This window comes from Hydrogenophaga electricum, from assembly GCF_030160815.1.
Lineage (GTDB): Bacteria > Pseudomonadota > Gammaproteobacteria > Burkholderiales > Burkholderiaceae_C > Hydrogenophaga > Hydrogenophaga electricum.
In genome coordinates this window covers 15,878-35,801 of the sequence record NZ_BSPB01000011.1, presented here as the reverse complement: position 1 = coordinate 35,801, position 19,924 = coordinate 15,878, and the positions used below count along the sequence as shown (strand labels likewise).

The following is a 19,924-nucleotide window of genomic DNA, read 5'->3' as shown; positions in this document are numbered from 1 at the left end:
CCTAGGCGGCAGCACCAGCGCGCACCTGAAGGTGGAGAACCTCAGTGCCGGCTACGGCGCCTTCCTGGTGCTGCGAGACCTCACGCTCGACATCCGCCCCGGTCTCACCGTGGTGCTGGGGCCCAACGGCGCCGGCAAAACCACGCTGCTCAAAGCCCTGAACGGTCTCATTCCGCGTGGCGGCAACGTGCTGCTGAACGGCGAGGAACTGCCCGAGAAGACCCATGAAATCGTCCAGGCCGGCATGGCCCTGGTGCCCGAAGGGCGGCAGCTGTTCCCGCAGCTCACCGTGGCCGAGAACCTGGAGCTGGGCGGCTGGCTGGTGCCCAAAGCCGAGCGCCCGCAGCGCATGGAACAGGCCTTCACCAACTTCCCCAAACTGCGCGAGCGCGCCAGCCAACTGGCCGGCACCATGAGCGGCGGCGAACAGCAGATGGTGGCCGTGGCCCGCGCCATGATGTGCGCGCCGCGCCTGCTCATGCTGGACGAACCTTCGCTGGGCCTGGCACCCAAGATGGTCGACGAACTGCTGGGCATTGCCCGCCGCATTGCCGACGCCGGCACCACCGTGCTGATGGTGGAGCAGAACGTGAAAAAAGCCCTGGCCGTGGCCGACCGCGGCTACGTGCTGGAGCGCGGCAACCTGGTGGCCAGCGGCCCCGCGAAATTGCTGGCGCGCTCCACCGTCATCCGCGAAGCCTACCTGGGCGCCGACAAAGACCCCGCCACCGGCACCACCAACGCTGCCGACGCCGTGGCGCGCCGCAAAAAAACCGCGACCGCGGCCTGACCCCTTTTGCTTTTATTCAGACCCGCCAAGGAGAACCCCATGTCCGACCTGTCCATGCTCATCAACGGCCTCAAGGTCACCGCCGAAAAAGGCGCCACCTTCGAACGCCGCAACCCACTGGATGGCAGCGTGGCCACCCGCGCGCCCGCCGCCAGCCCGGCCGACGCCGTGCTGGCCGTGGAAGCCGCCGCCGAAGCCTTCAAGACCTGGAGCGAAACCGGCCCCGGCGAACGCCGCGCCCTGCTGCTCAAGGCGGCCGATGCGCTCGAAGCCAAGACGCCCCAATTCATCGAGGCCGTGGCCGCCGAAACCGGTGCCACCGGCATGTGGGCCGGCTTCAACGTGCACCTGGCCGCCGGCATGATCCGCGAGGCCGCCGCCCTCACCACCCAGATCAGCGGCGAAGTGATCCCGTCCGACGTGCCCGGCAGCCTGGCCATGGGCGTGCGCCAGCCAGCCGGTGTGGTGCTGGGCATCGCACCGTGGAACGCGCCCGTCATCCTCGGTGTGCGCGCCATCTGCGTGCCCCTGGCCTGCGGCAACACCGTCATCTTCAAGGGCAGCGAAAACTGCCCGCGCACCCACCAGCTCATCGTCGAAGCGTTTGAAGACGCCGGCTTCCCCGCCGGCGTGGTGAACTACATCACCAACGCCCCGGCCGACGCCGGCGCCGTGGTCGAAGCCATCGTGGCCCACCCGGCCGTGCGCCGCATCAACTTCACCGGCAGCACCAAGATCGGCAAGATCATCGCCATGACCTGCGCCAAATACCTCAAGCCCGTGGTGCTGGAGCTGGGTGGCAAGGCCCCGCTGGTGGTGCTGGACGACGCCGACCTCGACGACGCCGTCAACGGCGCGGCCTTCGGCGCCTTCGCCAACAGCGGCCAGATCTGCATGAGCACCGAACGCCTCATCGTGGACCAGAAGATCGCCGACGAATTCGTCAAGAAGTTCGCCGACAAGGCCAAAAACCTGCCCCTGGGCGACCCGCGCAAGCCCGAGCCCGTGGTGCTCGGCTCCGTCATCGGCCAAGGCACCGTGGACCACTGCAACGCCCTCATCGACGACGCCCTGGCCAAGGGCGCCAAGCTGGTGGCCGGCGGCAAGGCCGACAGCACGCTGATGCCCGCCACCCTGCTCGACCACGTGACCCCGCAGATGCGCATCTACCACGAAGAAACCTTCGGCCCCGTGAAGTGCATCGTGCGCGTGAAGAACACCGAAGAAGCCATCGCCTGCGCCAACGACAACGAATACGGCCTCAGCTCCGCCGTGTTCGGCAAAGACATCGCCCGCGCCTTCAACGTGGCCCGCAAGATCGACAGCGGCATCTGCCACGTGAACGGCCCGACGGTGCACGACGAAGCGCAGATGCCGTTTGGCGGCGTCAAAGGCTCAGGCATCGGCCGCTTCGGTGGCAAGGCCGGCATTGCCGAGTTCACCGAACTGCGCTGGATCACGGTGCAGACCACGCCGCGGCACTATCCGTTCTGAGGCCGGCGGCTTTCGGCAGCCTTTGCGAGAGGAGCCCCGGAGGCGTGCGTGTCCGGGGCCATCAGAGGGCCTTCGTCTGCCCAGGCGCTTCCGGTGAACGGAAGTCCTGGACCGACCACTTCAGGCTCACCGCTGCCGGTCAGGTTCCGCAGCCCAATGCCAGCCGCCACCGCGACCCTGCCATGCCATGTCATGTCATGGCATGCGTCATCCTGTGAGGCTGCCGACCGCGGTACCTTCAGCAGTTGCCACGCATCAGCGAAGGGCTGCACGAGGTTCCGAACGGCTCCTACCTGCCCAGGCGACTGGCGCCTTGCGACACGAAGCGGACATTCCTGTCGTAACCCGATCTTCCTATGCTCCTACCCGTTGCTCCTGTTGCCGGGTCCTTGGTCTGCTCGAGGGTAGGATGGGTAGGATGACGACAGACCTCAACCCCTATCGCGGCATCGACCTGCGCCCATTGCGGTCGAGGCTAGCGGGATGGTCCGGCTTTGAATCCACGCTCTTGGATACAGCCAAGCTCGCCAACTTGGCCCGTAAGCTTGGGCTTGGGCACTTCAACACGGCCGACATCCGTGCACTCTGGCGCATCGGGCTCGTTCGTGCGGACATCACCATCGGACAGGCTCCTGCACAGATCCCTGGCTTGGAGCCAGTGCAGAGCGCGTTCGATGTGCGTTTCATCGACGTCCGGCAACCAAAGGCAAGACCAACTGGGTCGCCATCGTTCGTGCCGGAGGGCGAGGCCGCGGAAGATGCGCTTACACCGTATTTCCACCCATACAGAATCTACCTGCTGCACCACGTTGTGCGTACCCTCGGAGTCAGCACGAGCAACATGCAGTATCTGCTGTGGACTCCGGGCGTGCTCAGCGTCGTCGAATGGCATCTACGCAGCCTCAACCACTGGACGGAATCGAAGGCCTTCCTCGACCGTTTTGACCATTGGAACTGGGCCTGCGAGCTCTCGATCGTATGTGAGCCGGCCCGATGGACGCGGCGCGAAACAGACAACGGGGATCCCGAGAAACTGTGGTTGCAGGAATACGGGCTGGAGCTTCAATCACATCTATGTACACTGCCTGAGGACGCAGTCCCACGCACACGGAAAGCGTTCGCGCTGGCGGCGGGGGAATTAGACCCGAACAGCAGGCTGCAAACCTTGCTGCGGCTGATGAGGCGGTTTGAGCGGGACCGGGTCGAAGGCCGGATCGGCGCGGCAATTCGGCTGCTGGATATGGCCGAATCCATCAGGCGCGCCGTTGAGCGCCACTTGAGCATCCAACTCCCTGAGGAAGATGAGATCGGTGCCAGGACGTGGATGGATGGCGCTCGAAAAATCCTGTACGGAACGAACCGAGTGTTCGACGCCGCTCCGTCCATGTTACGAGACTTCCTGGGCTCGTTCGGACTGGACGGCGGAGTGAAGGCGCGTTGCTACGTCGAGGGTCAAACTGAGCTCGGCGCTCTGCGACATGTCCTGGGTTCCACGAGCCAGTGCGTCGTCGTGAACCTGCGCGGGGCGGTCGTCGAAGGGGGCGGAAAAGGGCTCGCCTTCGTTGAATCTCTGGGTTCGGACAAAGCAAATGGAATCTTCAGCTTCGTCATGCTCGACGCCGATCAAGCGGACGTGGTTAGGACATTGTGCAAAGCTGCAACCGAGGAGACGTTCCACGGCGCGTTCCTTCTCTCCAACCCGGACATCGAGATGGCGAACTTCGCGATTTCCGAACTCCTAGACGTCGCGCTTGGAATTGCGGCTCGCAACGAGACCCCAGACAACCCACCGCAGAGCTACTCGCGCGAAGATCTACTTCGTGAACTGGACGGTGCGAGATCAGGCAAAGAATTCTTCATGAGATTGCATCGTGATGGCCGCCTCCGAGAAGTAGACAAGGGGGAAGATTGGGGTGCGGCACTGATGGCCTATGCCATCGAGCACCAGAAGCTCCCTCAAGGTGATCCCCGAGGAGACAAGGAACGGCCGATCATTGGATTTGCGCAGATGCTGATCCGCGCAGAAGAAGCCGGCTTCCTGAATTCACTGAAGTACGAGAGGGTGGATTCGGCTACGGGTCGCCTTACCCGCAGGAGCTAGTTGTAACGCAACCAAGTACAGCGCGCCGGCTACAGGTGCAGTTGAAGACAGTGCTAGCTACCAGACGCTGCCCGGTAGCGGGCCCTGTTCAAGCGAATTAGCTAGGTCGCTGAATCGGACGCACGTTGTGTGCGTCGCGTTTCTCGCAACATAAAAAGGTAGAGGCTCTCGACCTTTTCGCGCGCCCAAGGCGTCTTGCGCAGAAACGTCAGGCTGGACTTGACGCTGGGTTCTTGTGCAAAACAACGGATCGGAATCCGTTGCGCGAGTTCAGCCCATCCGTAATGGGCTTCGAGAGCACGAACGACCGCTTCAAGCGTCACGCCGTGAAGGGGGTTTCTTGGCTGTACTGGGCGAGGAGGATCGGCTTGCATGGGGCGATTCTGCATCCGAGTCCGGCAACGGGTCCACGCACAAGGCGCGCCAAGCACCCGCCATAGCCCCCTCATCCTGCTAAGGTGCGGCCAATCGGATCAGCCACCATATATCCCGAAAGCCCTCCATGCCCCGACTCACCCGCCCCTTCGCCCTGCTGTTCGCCGCCGCGCTGGCCACCGCCGCAGGCGCCGAAGAAATCGGTTCGGTCGACACCGTGTTCAAGTTCATCGGGCCAGACCACAAGATCGTGGTCGAGGCGTATGACGACCCAGGCGTCAACGGGGTGACCTGCTACATCTCGCGTGCCAAGACGGGCGGGATCAAGGGCGCTTTCGGGTTGGCCGAAGACAAGTCGGAGGCGTCGATCGCCTGCCGCCAGGTGGGGCCGATCAGCATTCCGCAACCGATCCGCGAGCAGGAGGAAATCTTCAGCGAGCGCATCAGCCTGGTGTTCAAGCGTCTGCGCATCGTGCGCATGGTCGACCCCAAGCGCCACGCGCTGGTGTACCTGACCTACTCCGACCGGGTGATCGAAGGCTCGCCGCAGAACTCGGTGACGGCGGTCGCGGTCGACCGGGGGGTGCCGATTCCCTTGCGCTGATGCCGCGGATCAGGCGCCCGCGAACACGCCGCCGTACTGCTTGCGCAATTCGTTCTTCTGGACCTTGCCCGTGCCGCCCACGGGCAGCGCGTCGAGAAAAACCACGTCTTCCGGCATCCACCACTTGGCCACGCGCTCGGCGAGGAAGTCCAGGATTTCTTGTTTCTCCAGCGTCTGGCCCGGTTTGCGCACCACGAACAGCAGGGGGCGTTCGTCCCACTTGGGGTGCTTGATGCCGATGACCGCGGCCTGCGCCACGGCGGTATGCCCGATGACGGCGTTTTCAAGGTCGATCGAGCTGATCCACTCGCCCCCGCTCTTGATGACGTCTTTGGTGCGGTCGCGAATCGTCATGATGCCGTTGGCGTCGATGGTGGCGATGTCGCCGGTGGGGAACCAGCCATCCACCAGGGCGCTGCGCTCGGCCTTGTAGTAGCGCTCCAGAATCCACTGCCCGCGCACCATCAGCTCGCCTTGCGAGACGCCGTCGCGGGGCAGGGTATGGCCGAGTTCGTCGACCACCTTGATCTCGATGCCGGAAACCGCCTTGCCCTGACGCGCGACGATGGCGTGGCGCTCTTCGGCGGGCAGGGCCCAGTCCAGCGCGCTCAGGTTGGTCAGCGTGGCCACGGCGGTGGTCTCGGTCATGCCCCAGCCATGGCGCACTTCCACGCCGTACACGTCGCTGAATCGGGTGATCAGCGCCTTCGGCATGGCCGAGCCGCCCACGCAGGTGCGCCGCATGGTGGAAAAGCGCAGTTGGCCTTGTTCCACGTGCTGCAGCAGGCCCATCCAGATGGTGGGCACGCCGGCGCTGAGGGTGACCTTTTCGGTTTCCATCAGTTCGTACAGGCTGGCCCCGTCCAGGCGCGGGCCGGGCAGCACCAGGCGCGTGCCCGAGAGCATGGCGGCATAGGGGATGCACCAGGCGTTGATGTGGAACATCGGCACCACGGGCAGAACGGTTTCGCGCGTGGACAGGCTGAGCACGTCGGGCAGGCAGGCCGCGGTCGCGTTCAGCACGATGGCCCGGTGCGAATACAGCACGCCCTTGGGATTGCCGGTGGTGCCCGAGGTGTAGCACAGCACCGCACCGGTTTTTTCATCGAACTCGGGCCACTCGAAGGTGTCCGGATGCGGGGCGATCAGTTCTTCGTAGCAGTGCACCCCTTGCACACCGTCCAGCGCAGGCAGGTGCTGCCGGTCGCTGAGGCAGATCCAGGCGCGGACCTGCGGGCACTGCGGCGCCACCGCCTGAATGAGCGGTGCGAAGGTGCTGTCGAACAGCACCACTTTGTCTTCGGCGTGCTGGAGGATGTAGACCAGTTGCTGCACGTGCAGGCGCGGGTTGCAGGTGTGCATCACCATACCGCTGCCGGAGACGGCGTAGTAGGCCTCCAGGTGGCGGTGGTTGTTCCATGCGATCGACGCCACGGCGTCGCCCGGCTGCAGGTTCAGCGCGCGCAGCGCGTTCGCCAGCCGGCGCGCGCGTTGCGCGATCTGGGTGTACGTGAAGCGCACGGTCGGGCCGTGCGTTTCGCGCGACACCACTTCCTGCGTGCCATGCTGGCCGGCGCCGTGTTCGAGAATGCCCGAGATCAGCAGCGGGCGGTCCATCATCAGACCGGGTTGAAGCATGAGGTTGGGTCTCCGTAAATGGCCACCGGGCACGGTGCGCCCGGGGTGGTAAGCGCTCGTCAACTGTCAGCGGTAAAGCCGATCGACTTGACGATCGGCCCCCAGGTTTTCATGTCGCGCTGCAGCGCCGCGGTCAGGTCTGCCGGCGTGCCGGGGGCCGATTCCATGCCCGCGCTGTGCAGGGTCTCGACCACCTCGGGCGCCTTCAGCGCCTGGTGCAGCGCGGCATTGACGCGGCGCACCATCTCGTCGGGCGTTCGTGCGGGCGCGTAGAAGCCATACCACTCGTTGAACGCCAGGTTCTTGAAGCCCTGTTCGACCAGCGTGGGCAGTTGCGGCGTGAACCGGCTGCGCTGCGCGCCGGAAGAGGCGAGCACCCGCAGCTTGCTGCCCGGCACCATGTAGCTCAGGAAGCTGCCCAGCGGCGAGACCAGCGCCGGCAGGCTGCCGCCGATGAGGTCCTGGATGGCGGGAGGCGATCCGCGGTAGCCCACATGGGTCAGTTCCACCCCGGCCGCCTTGCCCAGCGTGACGCCGGTGAAATGCAGGGTGGAACCGGTTGCCGGCGAGCCGATGTTGGCCTTGTCGGGATTGGCCTTGTACCAGGCCATGAGGCCTGGAATGTCTTTCACGCTCTCGGGCACGGCCGTGCCGACGGCGATGCCGTAGTCGAAGCTCGCGCCCATGGTGACCGGGCTGACGTCGGCCACCGGGTCGTAAGGCAGCTTCTTGTAGGTGAACGGGTAGACGCCGAGCATGGACATGGGCGTGAGCAGCAGTTGGGTGCCGTCGGTGGCCGCGCCCTTGAGGGCCACCACGCCCAATTGGCCGCCGGCACCGGTGCGGTTTTCCACCACCACCGCACGGACCAGCCCCAGTTGCACCAGCTTGTCGCCGACCTTGCGCGCCAGGGTGTCGGGGGTGGTGCCCGCCGGAAACCCCACGAAGATGCGGAGGGTGTCGGCCGCCTGGGCACTGGCCGCGGAATGGGCGCCCCACAGCAGGCCGGCGCCAGTGGCGCCGATGAAATCGCGTCGGTTCAGGGTCATGGCGGTGTGTCTCCAGGTGGTCTTGTTGAATGCATATGGTCAACAAAGGTTGACCAATAGATTCTCGAACCCGGGCTGAACAGGCGTCAACCCACCGCATGCACCTTTGAGCTAGGACTTTCCCCTAGTCAACAGATGTTGACGGTTCCAGGCCGGCCATGTCCACATCCGGCCATGGCAGCGCCAGGATGCGCCGCAGCGCTTCCACGTTGTCTTCGCCGATGTGGCGCGCCAGTTCCTGCTCGACCGCCATGAAGGACGCAGCGGCCTGCTCGGACATCCGCCACCCCCTCTGCGAGAAGCGCACCAGCTTGACGCGCCCGTCCTCCTCGCTGGGCACGAACTCCACCAAGCCCAGGCGCTCGGCCTCCAGCGCCAGCTTGTGCACCGCCTGCCGCGAGACCGAGAGGCGCCGCGCCAGTTCCGACAGGCCCAGTGGCCGCCCGCCCAGTTGGGCGAACAGGCGGTTCATGGCAGGGGTGACGTTGGGGTAACCCGCCAATTGGGCCCCGTGCATCACGCGCGCCTCCATCCAGTCCGAGCGGGCCATGAGCAGGTGACGCAGCAGGTGCTTGTGGGCAGGTGGGATGTCGGTCTTCACGGTCGGTGCAGCGGTTCGTTGCAAAGTGGGCAGATGGTGTGGGAATATGGCGCCAAATTGTCAACCATGGATGACAATATGCATCATTGCCCCAAAAATCCACTTCCTCTGTAGACGGAGATTGTCCATGCAGCGTGCACGCCGCCCCCTCTTTTCCCCCGAACACGAAGCCTTTCGCGACCAGGTGCGACGTTGGTGCGAACGCGAGATCGCGCCGGCCCATGCCCAATGGGCCGACAGCCACCGCGTGCCGCGCGAGGTGTGGCGCCAGGCGGGCGAGACCGGCCTGTTGTGCTGCTGGCTGCCGGAGGCCGATGGCGGCGCGGGGGGCGATCTGCTGTTCGACTTCATCGTCTGCGAGGAACTCGGCCGGGTGGGCGCCACCGGGCCTGGCTTTCCGCTGCACTCGGTCATCGTCACGCCCTACATCGCCCACCATGGCACGCCCAGCCTCAAGCAGCGGGTGCTGCCCGGCATGGCCAGCGGCGAACGTGTCGGCGCCATCGCCATGACCGAACCCGGCACCGGCAGCGATCTCGCCGGCATCCGCACCCGCGCCGAGCGCGATGGCGACCACTGGGTGATCCACGGGCAGAAGACCTTCATCACCAACGGCCAGAACGCCGACGTGATCGTGGTGGCCTGCAAGACCGATCCGGAACGCGGTGCCAAGGGCGTGTCGCTGTTCGTGGTGACAGCCGACATGCCTGGCTTCTCCCGCGGGCGCAACCTGCACAAGATCGGCCAGCACGCGCAGGACACGGCCGAGCTGTTCTTCGACGGCGTGCGCGTGCCGCACGACCACCTGCTGGGCGAGCTGAACATGGGGTTTCGCTACCTGATGCAGGAGCTGGCGCAAGAGCGCCTGCTGGTGTCGGTGCAGTGCCAGGCACGCGCCGAGGCGGCGTTCGAATGGACCCAGCGTTATGTCCACGAGCGCAAGGCGTTCGGCCAGCGCGTGGCCGATTTCCAGAACACGCGCTTCCAACTGGCTGGCCTGTGGGCCGAGTTGCAGGCCGGCCGCGCGTACTGCGACCAGTTGATCGGCCAGCACCTGGCGGGCGAGCTTGACGCGGTGGGCGCTTCGGCGGGAAAACTCTGGCATTCGGAGCTGCTGGGCCGGCTGACCGATCAGTGCCTGCAGTTGCACGGCGGCTATGGCTACATGGCCGAATACCCCATCGCCCAGGCCTATGTGGATGCCCGCATCGAACGCATCTACGCGGGCACCTCGGAAATCATGAAAGAAATCATCGCGCGCGCCGTGTGCGACGGCCCCCTGCCATGACCGAGGCCTTCCACAACCCCGACCGCGCGCTGATCCAGCGCTTCCTCGACCAGGGCGGCCAGGCCATCGCCATCGACTCCAACCCGATGGCGCGCGCACTGGGCGCCACGCTGCTGCGTGTCGATGCCGACAAGGGCCAGGTGGCGCTGGCCTTCGAGCCCGAAGGCCTGTTCATCCAGGGCACGGGGGTCTTGCAAGGCGGCGCCGTGAGCGCCATGCTCGACTTCGCCATGGCGTTCGCTACCCTGGCGCGGCAGCCGGTCCAGGGCTCCTGCGCCACGGCGCAGATGAGCACGGCCTTCTTGCGGCCGGCGCCGCAAGGGCGCTACATCGCCGAAGGCACGGTGGACCGCTGCGGCCGCACCCTGGCGTTCACGCAGGCCCGGCTGCTGCACGAACCCAGCGGGCACTTGGTGGCCACGGCCAGTTCCTCGCTGGTGGTGCTGGGCTGACACGGCCCCGCCATGGTCGGTGGCTGCACGGAAACGCCGACGATGCGAAAATCCCGGTCATGAACGCGACTTCCACCTCCGAATTGATGAACACCCTGGGCAGCCAGGCCAAGGCGGCATCGGCACTGATGGCCAAGGCCGGCGCGGCCACCAAGGTGAAGGCCCTGCGCGAGCTGGCGCGCCTGCTGCGGGCCAGCGTGGAGCCATTGCAGGTGGAAAACGCGAAAGACTTGGAACGCGCCCGCGCCGCCGGCTTGGCCGAACCCATGGTCGACCGGCTCAAGCTCACGCCCAAGGTGCTCGAAACCTGCGCCCAAGGCTGCGAGCAACTGGCGGCCATGGCCGACATCATTGGCGAGATCTCGGGCATGAAGCAGATGCCCAGCGGCATCCGCGTGGGCCAGATGCGCGTGCCCATCGGCGTGTTCGGCATGATTTACGAGAGCCGCCCGAACGTGACCATCGAGGCCGCGAGCCTCTCGATCAAGAGCGGCAATGCGTGCATCCTGCGCGGCGGCTCGGAAGCCATCGACTCCAACCGCGCGCTCGCCGCGCTGGTGCAGCAGGCCCTGGTGGCCGCCGGCTTGCCGGCCGACGCGGTGCAACTGGTGCCGACCACCGACCGCGCTGCCGTGGGCCAGCTCATCACCATGCCGCAGTACGTGGACGTGATCATCCCGCGTGGTGGCAAGGGCCTGATCGAGCGCATCAGCGCCGAGGCCAAGGTGCCGGTCATCAAGCACCTGGACGGCAACTGCCACACCTATGTGGACGATCCCTGCGACATCGCCATGGCGGTGAAGGTGGCCGACAACGCCAAGACACAGAAATACAGCCCCTGCAACGCCACCGAAAGCCTGCTGGTGGCGCGCGGCGTGGCGGCAGAGTTCCTGCCGAAGATCGGCGCCGTCTATGCCGCCAAGGGGGTGGAAATGCGCGGCTGCCCCGAGGCACTGGCGATCCTGGCCGGCGTACCGGGTGCGCGCACCCAGCCCGCCACCGAGCAGGACTGGTGCGCCGAATATCTGGCGCCCATCGTCAGCGTGAAGCTGGTGGATGGCGTGGACGAAGCCATTGCCCACATCAACCGCTATTCCAGCCACCACACCGACGCCATCCTCACCACCGACCACATGCACGCCCAGCGCTTTTTGCGCGAGGTCGATTCGGCCAGCGTGATGGTGAATGCGAGTACCCGCTTCGCTGATGGCTTCGAATACGGGCTGGGTGCCGAGATCGGCATCAGCACCGACAAATTCCACGCCCGCGGCCCGGTGGGCGTCGAGGGCCTGACCTCGCTGAAGTACGTGGTGCTGGGCGAAGGCGAAGTGCGCGGCTGAGGCCCTTGCAACCCGGGGCTCCGGCCCCATCTCCAGCCTTTGACACGCCGGACGGTCCCTACAATGGACCGTCCGATCTCTTCCAAGCGCAAAGGTTGTTTCCATGGTTCCGCACCTCGTCACCGCCCTGACCGGGCCGATCAACGAACTGGAGCAGCGGATCCTCGAATCCACCCCGGTGATCGAGCGCTGGTTCCGGCTGGAGTGGATGGAACACACGCCCCCGTTCTACAGCTCGGTGGACGTGCGCAACGCCGGCTTCAAGCTGGCCCCGGTGGACACCAATCTGTTTCCCGGTGGCTGGAACCACCTGACGCCGGAAATGCTGCCGCTGGCGGTGCAGGCCGCGATGGCCGCGATCGAAAAGATCTGCCCCGAGGCCAAAAACCTGCTCCTGGTGCCCGAAAACAGCACCGACACCTTCTACCTGAGCAACCTGGCGCAGTTGCAGCGCATCTTCTATCAGGCGGGCCTGAATGTGCGGCTGGGTTCGCTGTCGAACGACATCAAGGCCCCGACCACGATCGACCTGCCCGGTGGCGATTCGGTCACGCTCGAACCCCTGCTGCGCAGCAAGCGCCGCCTGGGCCTCAAGCACTTCGACCCCTGCACCATCCTGCTCAACAACGACCTGAGCGCGGGCGCCCCCGGCATCCTGGAAGACCTGCACGAGCAGTACCTGCTGCCGCCCCTGCACGCGGGCTGGAGCGTGCGGCGCAAGAGCCAGCACTTCAAGGCCTACGAGGAAGTGGCCAAGCGCTTCGGCAAGCTGCTGGGCATGGACCCGTGGCTGATCACGCCCATGTTCAACCAGTGCGGCCAGGTCGATTTCGCCGAGCCCCACGGGCTGGAATGCCTGCGCGCCAACACCGACGCGCTGCTCGCCAAGATCCGCCGCAAATACAAGGAATACGGCATCAACGAAAAGCCGTTCGTGCTGCTCAAGGCCGACAACGGCTCGGGCGGCCGGGGCATCCTGACGGTGCGCGACGCCAAGGACATCGACCAGCTCAGCCCCAAGGCACGCACCTGCATGGCCACCACACAGGCCGGCCAGCCGGTCAGCGAGGTGATCATCCAGGAAGGCGTGCTGACCAACGAACGCATCAACGCGGCCGTGGCCGAACCCGTGGTCTACATGATGGACCGCTACGTGGTGGGCGGCTTCTACCGCGTGCACGCCGACCGCGGGGTGGACGAAAACCTCAACGCGCCCGGCGCCAGCTTCGTGCCACTGGCTTTCGAGCACAGTGCCCAGTTGCCGCAGCCGGGCGCCAAACCCGGCGCCAGCGTGCCCAACCGCTTCTACATGTACGGCGTGATCGGCCGGCTGGCCATGCTGGCCGCCAGCTACGAGCTGGAAGCCACCGACCCGGACGCCGAGGTCTACGAGTGAGCCCGCAGCACTGAACCATCGCCAGAGTGCCGTCAAGATCAAGTTGTTGCGGCGCAACATGAGCGCCGGGCAACCCGTCTAGAGGAATCGCCCTACTGGCAAGCGCTGGCCGGCGGGCGCAGAATCGCGCACTTCCCGACAACGGTCCTGGCACACCGACGGTCCAGGCTTATTCGTGTCCAGCAAGCAATCGTCGCTCGCGGCGCTCACCCTGGGTGCCATCGGCGTGGTCTATGGCGACATCGGCACCAGCGTGCTGTATGCCGTCAAGGAAATCTTCGGCTCCGGTCATGTGCCGTTCACGCACGCCAACGTGTATGGCGTGCTGTCGATCGTGTTCTGGACGCTCACGATCATCGTCTCGCTGAAGTACGTGACCCTGGTGCTGCGCGCCGACAACGGCGGCGAAGGCGGGCTCATCGCCATGCTGGCGCTGGCGTCGCAGGCCGTGAAAGACCGCCCCCGGCTGCGCCGCGCCTTGCTGGCCATCGGCATCTTCGGCACCTCCCTGTTCTATGGCGATGGGGTCATCACCCCGGCCATTTCGGTGCTGTCGGCGGTCGAAGGCCTGGAAGTGGTCTCACCCCACTTCAAGAAATACGTGGTGCCGCTGACGCTGGTAGTGCTGTTCGCGCTGTTCTTCGTGCAAAAGCGCGGCACTGGCGGCATCGGCAGGTTTTTCGGCCCGATCACCCTGGTGTGGTTTGCCACCATCGCGGCCCTGGCCGTGCCGCACATCGTCGGCCACCCGGAAATTCTGGGCGCACTCAGCCCACACCACGCACTGCGGTTCGCCTGGGAACAGCCGGGCACCACCTTCATCATCCTGGGTGCGGTGGTCCTGTGCGTCACGGGCGGTGAGGCGCTGTACGCCGACATGGGCCATTTCGGCAAAAAGCCGATCCGCCTGGCGTGGTTCTCCATCGTCATGCCCTGCCTGACCATCAACTACTTCGGCCAGGGCGCGCTGCTGCTGGCCGACCCGGACGCGGTGAAGAACCCCTTCTTCAACATGGCCCCGGCCTGGGCGCTGCTGCCGCTGGTGGTGCTGGCGACCATGGCCACGGTGATCGCCTCGCAGGCGCTGATCTCGGGCGCCTTCAGCGTCACCAAACAGGCCATCCAGCTCGGTTACCTGCCGCGCCTGAACATTCGCCACACCAGCGTGCACGACAAGGGGCAGATCTACATCCCGTTCGTGAACTGGGCCCTGTTCACCGCCATCGTGCTCGCCGTGGGCATGTTCCGCTCGTCGTCCAACCTGGCTGCGGCCTACGGCATCGCCGTGACGCTGGACATGCTGATCACCACGGTGCTGACGTTCTTCGTGATCCGCTACGGCTGGCGCTACCCGCTGGCGCTGTGCCTGATGGCCACGGGCTGGTTCTTCCTGATCGACCTGGCGTTCTTCAGCTCCAACCTGCTCAAGCTGTTTGCCGGCGGCTGGTTCCCGCTGCTGATCGGTGGCGTGGTCTTCATGCTGATGATGACCTGGAAGCGCGGCCGCGAACTCATGAGCCAGGCCCAGCATGCCGAAGCGATCGAGCTGGGCAGCTTCCTCGAAGCGGTGTTCATGGACCCGCCGGTGCGTGTTCCCGGCACCGCGGTGTTCCTCACGGCCGAAACCGGCACCACCCCGAATGCGCTGCTGCACAACCTCAAACACAACAAGGTGCTGCACGAGCAGAACCTGTTCGTCACGGTGAACAACCACGAGGTGCCCTGGATCGGACTGACCGACCGGCTGGAAATCGAACCCCTCGGCCACGACTGCTGGCAGGTGGTGATCCACTACGGCTTCAAGAACGACCCCGACCTGCCCAAGGCGCTGGAGGGCCTGCGCGGCCGCGGCTGCGACCTGGAGCCCATGACCACCAGCTACTTCCTCTCGCGCGATCTGGTGGTGCCCTCGATGGGCGGCGGCATGGCCCTGTGGCGCGAAAAGCTGTTCGCACAGATGCACCACAACGCCGGCGCGGCCGCCGAATTCCTGCACCTGCCGAACAACTCGGTGATCGAGCTGGGCTCGAAAGTGCAGATCTGACCCCGGCGAGAATCGCCCGATGCTCACGCACCGGCAACTGCGCTATTTCGTGGAAATCGTCGACGCCGGCGGCTTCAGCCAGGCCGCCGAGCGGCTGTTCATTGCCCAGTCCGCGCTCAGCCGCCAGGTGCGCGACATGGAACAGACCCTGCAGGTCACGCTGCTGGAGCGCGAAGCCCGCCCGCTGGCGATGACGGCGGCCGGCCGCTCGCTGTACGCGGATGCGCGCCGCATCCTGGCCGCGCTGGAGTCGGCCGCGGCCAACGCGGTCCATGCCCAGCGCGGCACCGAAGGCACCTTGCGGCTGCTGCACTCGAGTTCGGTGCCCCTGGGGACGCCCATCCTGACCGCGCTGCGCGCCCACACCGGACAACACCCGGGTGTGGGTATCGAAGTGTCCCAGGCGGCGTCGGAGCAGCAGGCCGAGGATGTGCGCGAGGGCCGTGCCGATGTGGGCCTGGCCCGCGCCCCCGTGCTGCGGCGCCACGACGGCGTGCATTACCAGCCCCTGTACGAAGAGCCGCTGATGCTGGCATTGCCCGTCGGGCACGCCCTGACCGGCCATACCCGCATCGGCGTCGCCGCCCTGCGAGCGGAACGCTTCGTCGCCACGCCCCACCTTGAGCGCGGAGGCCTGAGCCACCGGGTGGCCGAGCTGTGCCGCGCCCAGGGCTTCCAGCCCCAGCCCGCCGCCGTGCGCTCGCGCAAGTGGTCGCAACTGGCGCTGGTGGCGGGGGGTTTTGGCATCGCCATCGTGCCGCGGTCGATGGCCGAACAGGCCCCCGCAGGCGTGCATTGCCTGCCGCTGGACGACCCGCTCGCCGTCAGCGGGGTGCTGGCGATGTGGCGGCACGACGCCCCCGAACTGGTGCAGCGCTTCACGCGGCGGCTGGTGAAATTGTTTCCGGGGGCCACGGCACCGATCTGATTTCGAGATCGGCGCACAGCGCATTCGGTATTGGCCCTCGCGGCAGCGAATCCCTAGAGTCGGCGGGACCGATCCCCGTTCACGCTGCCATGGAATTCCTGCTCGCCTTCCTGCCCCTCCCGCCGGCCGATCTGGCCATCGCCCTGCTGGCCGTCGGCGCGGCCTATGTGATCTTCGGCCTGGCCGGCTTCGGCACCGCACTGGTGGCGGCACCGGTCCTGGCGCACCTGGTGCCGGTGGCCGTGATCGTGCCCTTGCTCGCGCTGCTGGACGGCGCCGCGGCTGCAACCAGCGTCGCCCGCGACGGCGCTGCCGCCGACCGGGCCGAACTGCGGCGCATCGTGCCGGCCATGGCGCTGGGCAGCCTGGTGGGCGCGGCCCTGCTGCTGCTCGGCAGGCCCGATGCCTTGCTGCTGGCCCTGGGCCTGTTCGCCATGGGCTACGGTCTGTACGCGCTCAGCGGGCGCCGGCCCGCCGCGCGCTGGCCGGCGTCGGCCGCCTGGCCGTTCGGCGCGGTCGGCGGCGTGTTTTCGGCGCTGTTCGGCAGCGGGGGCTTTCTCTATGCGATCTACCTCGCCGGACGCCTCGACACGCCCGCGCGCATCCGCGTCACCCAGTCCACCCTGATCGGGCTGGCCACGCTCACCCGGGTGGTGATCTTCCTGCTGGCCGGCGTCTACGCCCAGGGCCCCGTTCTGGCACTGGCGGTGCTGCTGGCGCCCGCCATGCTGGTCGGCAACGCGCTCGGCCGCCGCCTCGCCCTGGGCCTGCCACGCGAGCGCTTCCTGCGCATCATGGGTGCGGTCGTGCTGTGCGCGGGCTGCGCGCTGGTCTGGCGCTACGTCCGGCTGTAGCCCCGGGGACTCTGCGCGTGAACAACGCCCGGCCAGCCGGTCGCGGCACAATCGCGCGATGTCTTTTTTCCGTGACCTGAACCTCTCGGCCGCCACGGCCGGTTTCGTGGCGGTGCTGGTGGGGTTCACCAGCTCGGTGGCCATCGTCTTCCAGGCCGCGCAGGCCTTCGGCGCCACGCCGGAACTGATCACCTCGTGGATGTGGGCGCTCGGTCTCGGCATGGGCCTGTGTTCGGCCATTCCTTCGTTGATCCTGAAGAAACCGGTGATGGTGGCCTGGAGCACGCCAGGTGCCGCGGTACTGGCCACGGCCGGGCTGGCCGGGGGCTTTTCCATGCCCCAGGCGGTGGGGGCCTTCATGGCCTGCGCGCTGCTGATCATCCTGTCGGGCGCGACCGGCTGGTTCGAGCGGGTCATGAACCGCATCCCCATGGCCATCGCCTCGGCGCTGCTGGCGGGCGTGCTGGCGCGCTTCGGCCTGCAGGCATTTGCAGCGGCGCAGACCGCACTGCCGCTGGTGGTGCTGATGCTGCTGGCCTATCTGCTCGGCCGCCGCCTGCTGCCGCGCTACGCGGTGCCGCTGACGCTGCTGGTCGCGGTCGCCTGGGTGGTGGCCAGGGGCCAGTTCAATGCCGGGGCGCTGGTGCTGCAGTGGGCGGTGCCGGTGTTCACCCGGCCCGAGTTCACGTTCAGCGCCTTCGTCAGCCTGGCCCTGCCGCTGTTCATCGTCACCATGGCCTCGCAGAACCTGCCGGGCGTGGCCGCCATCCGCGCAGCAGGCTACGAGATGCCGATCTCGAAGATCATCACCATGACCGGCGTCGCCACCCTGGTGCTCGCACCTTTTGGCGGCTTTGCGCTCAATCTCAGCGCCATCACCGCCGCCATCTGCATGGGCGAAGAAGCGCACGCCGACAAGGCCAAGCGCTACACCGCGGCCGTGGCCTGCGGCCTGATCTACATCGCCATCGGCCTGGTGGGCGCTGCCGTCACCGGCCTGCTGCTGGCCTTCCCCAAGGAACTGGTGCTCGCCATCGCCGGGCTGGCGCTGCTGGGCAGCATCGGCGGCGGTCTGCACGCCGCGCTGAAGGACGATACGCACCGCGAAGCCGCGCTCATCACTTTTCTGGTCACGCTCAGCGGGGTGGTGATAGCCGGCATCGGCTCGGCCTTTTGGGGCGTGGTCGCCGGCGCGCTGGCGCTGTTTGTGCAACAGTACGGGAAGCGGTGAACCCCCAGCGCCCTTCGCGTCGAACCCGATACCCATGAACATTCTTTTTGTCGCCGACCCCATCGAGTCCTTCAAGATCTACAAGGACACCACCTTCTCCATGATGCGCGAGCTGCAGAAGCGCGGCCACCGCGTGGCCAGCACCGAGCCGCGCCTGATGCGCTGGCGCAGCGGGCAGCCGGTGATCGCGCAGGTGCGCCATCTGCAGCTCACCGGCCATGCCGACGACTGGTACACCGTGACCAGCGAGGCACTGGAACCCGTGCATGGATTCGATGCCGTGATCATGCGCAAGGACCCGCCCTTCGACAGCGAGTTCTTCTACGCCACGCACCTGCTGGAACAGGCCGAGCGCGAAGGCGCGCGCGTATTCAACAGCCCGCGCGCGCTGCGCGATCACCCCGAAAAACTGGCGCTGATGGAGTTCGCGCAGTTCGCGCCGGCTACCCTGGTCACGCGCAGCGCGGCCGACCTGCGCGCTTTCCATGCCGAGCACCGCGACATCATCCTCAAGCCGCTGGACGGCATGGGTGGCATGGGCATCTTCCGCGTCGGCCCGGACGGCATGAACCTCGGCTCCATCATCGAGACCCTGAACCAGGGTGGCGCCACCAGCGTGATGGCGCAGGCCTACCTGCCCGAGATCGTCGAGGGTGACAAGCGCCTGCTGCTGATCGGTGGCCAGGTGGCCCCGTATGTGCTGGCGCGCATTCCGCAGGGCAACGAGGTGCGCGGCAACCTGGCCGCCGGTGGCAAGGGCGTGGCCCAACCACTGCGCGCGGAAGACCGTGCCGTGGCCGAAGCCATCGCCCCCACGCTGGCAGCCCGGGGCCTGCTGCTGGTGGGGCTGGACATGATCGGCAACAAGGTGACCGAGATCAACGTCACCAGCCCGACCTGCTTCCAGGAAATCAGCGACCAGACCGGCTTCGACGTGCCGGCCATGTTCGTCGACGCGCTGGAGGCCGCGCTGGCCGGCTGAAAGGCGGTGGCGGGCGATGAGCGGTCGCGCCCTCTAGAAAACCCGAATGGTCTTGGCGGGTGACATTTCGCACACTACGCGCTGTCACCCATCGAGCGGCAGGCAGGCGCTCGGCCGTGTGGCGTTGACCGATTAGGGACAGACGACCATGAGCGAAACGATCGACCTCATCTCCGCCGCCTTTGCCAAGACGGCAACCGGCCAGCAGGAAATCCAGCAGCGTTCGCTGGGTCTGTCGCCCATGGTGCGGCGCATTCTGGTGCTGGTGGACGGGCAACGCTGCGGCCGGGATCTGGCCACCTTTGCAGCGGGCAGCGACATCGCCGCCATCCTCGGTGAACTGGTCGACAAGGGCTGCATCCAGGCCCGGCAGCGTGAGATGCCCGAGAAGTCCGATCGCCGGGTGGTTGGGGCGCTGGCCGAAACGCCCTCCACGGCCCGAGAGGCCGACACCTTCCTGACCCGCTTGCCGCCGGCGGCCGAACGGACCGCGGCCCAGAACGAGATGGCCCGCAACTTCATGATCAACACGGTCAACACGATCTTCGGTCAGCACACCCGCCTGTCGCTGATCGAAAGCATTGCCCATGCCTCGGGCACCGACGGGCTGCGGCAGGCCTTTCTGGGCTGGAAAGAGGCCATGACCGAAAACCGGGCCGGCAGCAAGCGGCTGCCGGAATTCATGGGCAAGCTTGTCGCGGTGCTCTGAACCGCACGCACCCGGTGCCATGCCGCATGGCGCGCCTGCGGTGCTGCC

Annotated in this window: 17 protein-coding genes and 1 pseudogene; 14 read left to right on the top strand and 4 right to left on the bottom strand. The window is 66.6% G+C overall.

Features of this window, described 5'->3' with window-relative positions; all coding sequences use genetic code 11:
* Positions 1–82: 82 nt before the first annotated feature.
* From QQK43_RS09125 to QQK43_RS09115, 3 genes and pseudogenes are all read left to right on the top strand, one after another.
* Positions 83–790 (top strand): annotated as a pseudogene (locus QQK43_RS09125) (ABC transporter ATP-binding protein); the annotation flags it as partial.
* Between the two features lie 39 nt (positions 791–829).
* Positions 830–2,284: an aldehyde dehydrogenase gene (locus QQK43_RS09120; protein ID WP_284307505.1), complete on the top strand. Its 1,455-nt coding sequence runs from the start codon at positions 830–832 to the stop codon at positions 2,282–2,284.
* 418 nt (positions 2,285–2,702) lie between these two features.
* A complete protein-coding gene (locus QQK43_RS09115; RefSeq protein ID WP_284307504.1) occupies positions 2,703–4,385 on the top strand; it encodes a hypothetical protein in 1,683 nt (560 codons plus the stop codon).
* A gap of 101 nt (positions 4,386–4,486) precedes the next feature.
* Here the strand turns inward: QQK43_RS09115 and QQK43_RS09110 are convergent, their stop codons facing one another.
* Positions 4,487–4,774, bottom strand: coding sequence for a VF530 family protein (locus tag QQK43_RS09110; RefSeq protein ID WP_284307503.1), 288 nt, complete (start codon positions 4,772–4,774; stop codon positions 4,487–4,489).
* 113 nt (positions 4,775–4,887) lie between these two features.
* Between QQK43_RS09110 and QQK43_RS09105 the strand changes: the two genes are divergently transcribed.
* A complete protein-coding gene (locus QQK43_RS09105; protein ID WP_284307502.1) occupies positions 4,888–5,364 on the top strand; it encodes a CreA family protein in 477 nt (158 codons plus the stop codon).
* Positions 5,365–5,373: 9 nt separating this feature from the next.
* Here QQK43_RS09105 and QQK43_RS09100 read toward each other — a convergent pair whose 3' ends face one another.
* The 3 genes from QQK43_RS09100 to QQK43_RS09090 all read right to left on the bottom strand — a co-directional run bounded on the left by QQK43_RS09100 (position 5,374) and on the right by QQK43_RS09090 (position 8,652).
* Positions 5,374–7,002 carry a long-chain-fatty-acid--CoA ligase gene (locus QQK43_RS09100; RefSeq protein WP_284307501.1) on the bottom strand — a complete coding sequence of 543 codons (1,629 nt, stop codon included), beginning with the start codon at positions 7,000–7,002 and terminating at the stop codon, positions 5,374–5,376.
* Positions 7,003–7,061: 59 nt separating this feature from the next.
* Positions 7,062–8,051 (bottom strand): tripartite tricarboxylate transporter substrate-binding protein, encoded by a 990-nt coding sequence (locus QQK43_RS09095; protein WP_284307500.1) that lies wholly within the window; start codon positions 8,049–8,051, stop codon positions 7,062–7,064.
* Positions 8,052–8,175: 124 nt separating this feature from the next.
* Complete coding sequence (locus QQK43_RS09090) at positions 8,176–8,652, bottom strand: MarR family winged helix-turn-helix transcriptional regulator (RefSeq protein WP_284307499.1); 477 nt, start codon at positions 8,650–8,652, stop codon at positions 8,176–8,178.
* 127 nt (positions 8,653–8,779) lie between these two features.
* On the opposite strand from QQK43_RS09090, the gene QQK43_RS09085 reads away from it, so the two are divergent.
* The 10 genes from QQK43_RS09085 to QQK43_RS09040 all read left to right on the top strand — a co-directional run bounded on the left by QQK43_RS09085 (position 8,780) and on the right by QQK43_RS09040 (position 19,876).
* The gene (locus tag QQK43_RS09085) at positions 8,780–9,940 is read left to right on the top strand and encodes an acyl-CoA dehydrogenase family protein (protein WP_284307498.1); all 1,161 of its coding nucleotides are present in this window, start codon (positions 8,780–8,782) and stop codon (positions 9,938–9,940) included.
* Positions 9,937–10,392 carry a PaaI family thioesterase gene (locus tag QQK43_RS09080; protein ID WP_284307497.1) on the top strand — a complete coding sequence of 152 codons (456 nt, stop codon included), beginning with the start codon at positions 9,937–9,939 and terminating at the stop codon, positions 10,390–10,392. The genes QQK43_RS09085 and QQK43_RS09080 overlap by 4 nt, the downstream gene beginning before the upstream one ends.
* Positions 10,393–10,442: 50 nt before the next feature.
* Positions 10,443–11,732 carry a glutamate-5-semialdehyde dehydrogenase gene (locus QQK43_RS09075; RefSeq protein WP_502260852.1) on the top strand — a complete coding sequence of 430 codons (1,290 nt, stop codon included), beginning with the start codon at positions 10,443–10,445 and terminating at the stop codon, positions 11,730–11,732.
* A gap of 103 nt (positions 11,733–11,835) precedes the next feature.
* Positions 11,836–13,128, top strand: coding sequence for a glutamate--cysteine ligase (gene gshA / locus QQK43_RS09070; RefSeq protein WP_234264051.1), 1,293 nt, complete (start codon positions 11,836–11,838; stop codon positions 13,126–13,128).
* Between the two features lie 175 nt (positions 13,129–13,303).
* Positions 13,304–15,172 carry a potassium transporter Kup gene (locus tag QQK43_RS09065; protein ID WP_284307495.1) on the top strand — a complete coding sequence of 623 codons (1,869 nt, stop codon included), beginning with the start codon at positions 13,304–13,306 and terminating at the stop codon, positions 15,170–15,172.
* A gap of 19 nt (positions 15,173–15,191) precedes the next feature.
* Positions 15,192–16,100, top strand: coding sequence for a LysR family transcriptional regulator (locus QQK43_RS09060; RefSeq protein ID WP_284307494.1), 909 nt, complete (start codon positions 15,192–15,194; stop codon positions 16,098–16,100).
* A gap of 89 nt (positions 16,101–16,189) precedes the next feature.
* The gene (locus QQK43_RS09055; RefSeq protein WP_284307493.1) at positions 16,190–16,954 is read left to right on the top strand and encodes a sulfite exporter TauE/SafE family protein; all 765 of its coding nucleotides are present in this window, start codon (positions 16,190–16,192) and stop codon (positions 16,952–16,954) included.
* 58 nt (positions 16,955–17,012) lie between these two features.
* Positions 17,013–18,185 carry a benzoate/H(+) symporter BenE family transporter gene (locus QQK43_RS09050; protein WP_284307492.1) on the top strand — a complete coding sequence of 391 codons (1,173 nt, stop codon included), beginning with the start codon at positions 17,013–17,015 and terminating at the stop codon, positions 18,183–18,185.
* 34 nt (positions 18,186–18,219) lie between these two features.
* A complete protein-coding gene (gene gshB / locus QQK43_RS09045) occupies positions 18,220–19,167 on the top strand; it encodes a glutathione synthase (protein ID WP_284307491.1) in 948 nt (315 codons plus the stop codon).
* 148 nt (positions 19,168–19,315) lie between these two features.
* A complete protein-coding gene (locus QQK43_RS09040; RefSeq protein WP_284307490.1) occupies positions 19,316–19,876 on the top strand; it encodes a hypothetical protein in 561 nt (186 codons plus the stop codon).
* Positions 19,877–19,924: the final 48 nt, after the last annotated feature.

What these genes read in the sequence shown, in the direction of transcription:
- QQK43_RS09095 (WP_284307500.1), bottom strand. Translation starts at nt 8,051, where the DNA reads ATGACCCTGAACCGACGCGATTTCATCGGCGCCACTGGCGCCGGCCTG.
- gshA (WP_234264051.1), top strand. Translation starts at nt 11,836, where the DNA reads ATGGTTCCGCACCTCGTCACCGCCCTGACCGGGCCGATCAACGAACTG.
- QQK43_RS09110 (WP_284307503.1), bottom strand. Translation starts at nt 4,774, where the DNA reads ATGCAGAATCGCCCCATGCAAGCCGATCCTCCTCGCCCAGTACAGCCA.
- gshB (WP_284307491.1), top strand. Translation starts at nt 18,220, where the DNA reads ATGAACATTCTTTTTGTCGCCGACCCCATCGAGTCCTTCAAGATCTAC.
- QQK43_RS09120 (WP_284307505.1), top strand. Translation starts at nt 830, where the DNA reads ATGTCCGACCTGTCCATGCTCATCAACGGCCTCAAGGTCACCGCCGAA.
- QQK43_RS09100 (WP_284307501.1), bottom strand. Translation starts at nt 7,002, where the DNA reads ATGCTTCAACCCGGTCTGATGATGGACCGCCCGCTGCTGATCTCGGGC.
- QQK43_RS09050 (WP_284307492.1), top strand. Translation starts at nt 17,013, where the DNA reads ATGTCTTTTTTCCGTGACCTGAACCTCTCGGCCGCCACGGCCGGTTTC.
- QQK43_RS09055 (WP_284307493.1), top strand. Translation starts at nt 16,190, where the DNA reads ATGGAATTCCTGCTCGCCTTCCTGCCCCTCCCGCCGGCCGATCTGGCC.
- QQK43_RS09115 (WP_284307504.1), top strand. Translation starts at nt 2,703, where the DNA reads ATGACGACAGACCTCAACCCCTATCGCGGCATCGACCTGCGCCCATTG.
- QQK43_RS09040 (WP_284307490.1), top strand. Translation starts at nt 19,316, where the DNA reads ATGAGCGAAACGATCGACCTCATCTCCGCCGCCTTTGCCAAGACGGCA.
- QQK43_RS09060 (WP_284307494.1), top strand. Translation starts at nt 15,192, where the DNA reads ATGCTCACGCACCGGCAACTGCGCTATTTCGTGGAAATCGTCGACGCC.
- QQK43_RS09085 (WP_284307498.1), top strand. Translation starts at nt 8,780, where the DNA reads ATGCAGCGTGCACGCCGCCCCCTCTTTTCCCCCGAACACGAAGCCTTT.
- QQK43_RS09080 (WP_284307497.1), top strand. Translation starts at nt 9,937, where the DNA reads ATGACCGAGGCCTTCCACAACCCCGACCGCGCGCTGATCCAGCGCTTC.
- QQK43_RS09105 (WP_284307502.1), top strand. Translation starts at nt 4,888, where the DNA reads ATGCCCCGACTCACCCGCCCCTTCGCCCTGCTGTTCGCCGCCGCGCTG.